Source organism: Streptomyces iakyrus (assembly GCF_000717055.1).
GTDB classification, from domain to species: Bacteria; Actinomycetota; Actinomycetes; order Streptomycetales; family Streptomycetaceae; genus Streptomyces; species Streptomyces iakyrus.
In genome coordinates, this window is sequence record NZ_JNXI01000064.1 from 1 (window position 1) to 1,864 (window position 1,864).

A 1,864-nucleotide genomic window follows, 5' to 3' on the forward strand; every position below is an offset into this window, starting at 1 on the left:
CATTGACCTCGCGCATCCCTGCATCGTCGCACCAGCACCCAGTGGCTCAGTCCGCCGGGGCGCCGGCACTTCGATCCACCAATCGAGATGACCTCTTAGTCAGTGAGGGGCCGGAACGAGGCCGGTGGGCGCGATCGGCGGCCGTGCGAGACAGGCGCCGTCCATGGTGTGCGCCATGCGCACGGTCGAGGCCTGGGCCACTGGCCCCGTGTCAGTGCCCACGGCTACCGTCGATACCATGGCCAGCAACAGCGACCCGTGGCGCCCCCGCCAGCTCCACCCGTCCATTGAGGACGCTATGCCGCCCGCGACCGGGAAGCCGACCATCCTTCCCGGCGTGACGCCGTCCTGGCCTGGCCACGAGTACGGGCGCACCCCGATTCCAGCACCGGCCCCGAGCACTCCAGGACTTCCAGGGGGAGTCCTGCGGACGCGGGCGGAGCTGGAAGCGCTCCGGGACGATGCCGCCAGGCAGTTCCACGCCGGCGAGCCCGCGCGCGTGCAACTGGACGAGGACGAGTACGAGGTGCGACGGCCCGGCACATTCGCTCAAGGAGTATGGGCCGTGTCCGCCTGTCTCTTGGGGGAGCTGCAGAGCGCACCCATTAGCGGGGAAACCCACGACTACCCGTACACCGTGCGCCAGGTCGGCCGGGAAGAGATTCATGGGGTAGACCGGCTGGAAGGCAACGATTGGCCTGACATCGATCGGGACTACGCGCTGGCAGTTCGCGACACGGTCCGGTGGGCGACCTCCGCATGGAAGAACCGGCCGGTGCCGCCAGCCGCCGCCTGACGTACACGCGAAGAGGCCCGGACCATCGGTCCGGGCCTCTGTCGTTACCGTGCTCAGCCGAGAACTTCGCCCGTCTTCAACATGTGGATATGCCGCAGCAGATCCTCCGGCGGATCCGTCCTCTTGTTCTCCATCGGGTCCTTGTACCCGGCGTACGGGTCGGGCCTGCCGTACTGGTCCACCTTGTTCGGTTCCAGCTTGCATTTCGCCAGGATGAACTGCCCCTGCCTGACCCCGTCGGGAAGCCAGCGGCCAAGCCACTCAGCTACCCGCAGCGGACCGGACTCCGGATCACGGAAAGCCCAGTTCCAGGCCGCCATCAGCCCAGTCAGGGACTCCACCATGTCCGGGTGCAGGTGCCAGCAGGACACCGCCCCCTTGCTGTAGCCGAGCATCTCCGTGAACGAGCGCGGGTACCGCACCCGGAAGGTGTTCATCGTCCAGTCCAGCAGGAGTTCCCACGCCCAGTAAGCGCGTTGTCGCACTCTTGCTCAAGGGTGAGCGCACTCATGATTGCTCCTAGAAGTATTCGCGGTCCGAATGAGCGGCGTTCGGCTTCGGATTCACCGGCGTTGGCTGAGACGCGTCCAGGTGGGGAGTGCGGGAATGCGTGCAGGTCTGCGCCGGGCGGGGTTCACGGGGCGGGAGGACACGCGGGGAGAGGTCGACGAGGGGGCCGTGATCGTCGTACGCGACAGGCTTCGTCGACGCCGTGACGTGGAACTCCAGGTCGTCATACGACGTCGGGACGTACCCGGCGCCGCTCTGCGCGAGCCACACGACGAACTCGACGTCGTAGGCGCCGGACCGCATGACGTCGAGGATGTGCGCCGGAATGTCGTCCATGCGAACGTCCTTGACCTGTCCGTGGCCGGCGTCGCGCCACTGCACAATGCGCGACCGCTCGTCCATTCCGGACACGGCGCGGAGGACGTCCCACTGAGCGTCTCGGACGTTGCGGTGGTCCTTAGAGGTCATCTCGATTGGTGGATCGAAGTGCCGGCGCCCCGGCGGACTGAGCCACTGGGTGCTGGTGCGACGATGCAGGGATGCGCGAGGTCAATGAGC

General features: G+C 67.1%; 3 protein-coding genes. 1 reads left to right on the forward strand and 2 read right to left on the reverse strand.

The window, feature by feature from the left end:
* Positions 1–238 precede the first annotated feature (238 nt).
* A complete protein-coding gene (locus OO68_RS41495) occupies positions 239–796 on the forward strand; it encodes a hypothetical protein (protein ID WP_157852831.1) in 558 nt (185 codons plus the stop codon).
* A 53-nt stretch (positions 797–849) separates the two neighbouring features.
* Here the strand turns inward: OO68_RS41495 and OO68_RS41500 are convergent, their stop codons facing one another.
* Together OO68_RS41500 and OO68_RS41505 are read right to left on the reverse strand one after the other, a co-directional pair.
* A complete protein-coding gene (locus OO68_RS41500; RefSeq protein ID WP_157852832.1) occupies positions 850–1,281 on the reverse strand; it encodes a hypothetical protein in 432 nt (143 codons plus the stop codon).
* Positions 1,282–1,315: 34 nt separating this feature from the next.
* Positions 1,316–1,642: a hypothetical protein gene (locus tag OO68_RS41505; protein WP_157852833.1), complete on the reverse strand. Its 327-nt coding sequence runs from the start codon at positions 1,640–1,642 to the stop codon at positions 1,316–1,318.
* Positions 1,643–1,864 lie beyond the last annotated feature (222 nt).

What these genes read in the sequence shown, in the direction of transcription:
- OO68_RS41495 (WP_157852831.1), top strand. Translation starts at nt 239, where the DNA reads ATGGCCAGCAACAGCGACCCGTGGCGCCCCCGCCAGCTCCACCCGTCC.
- OO68_RS41505 (WP_157852833.1), bottom strand. Translation starts at nt 1,642, where the DNA reads ATGGACGACATTCCGGCGCACATCCTCGACGTCATGCGGTCCGGCGCC.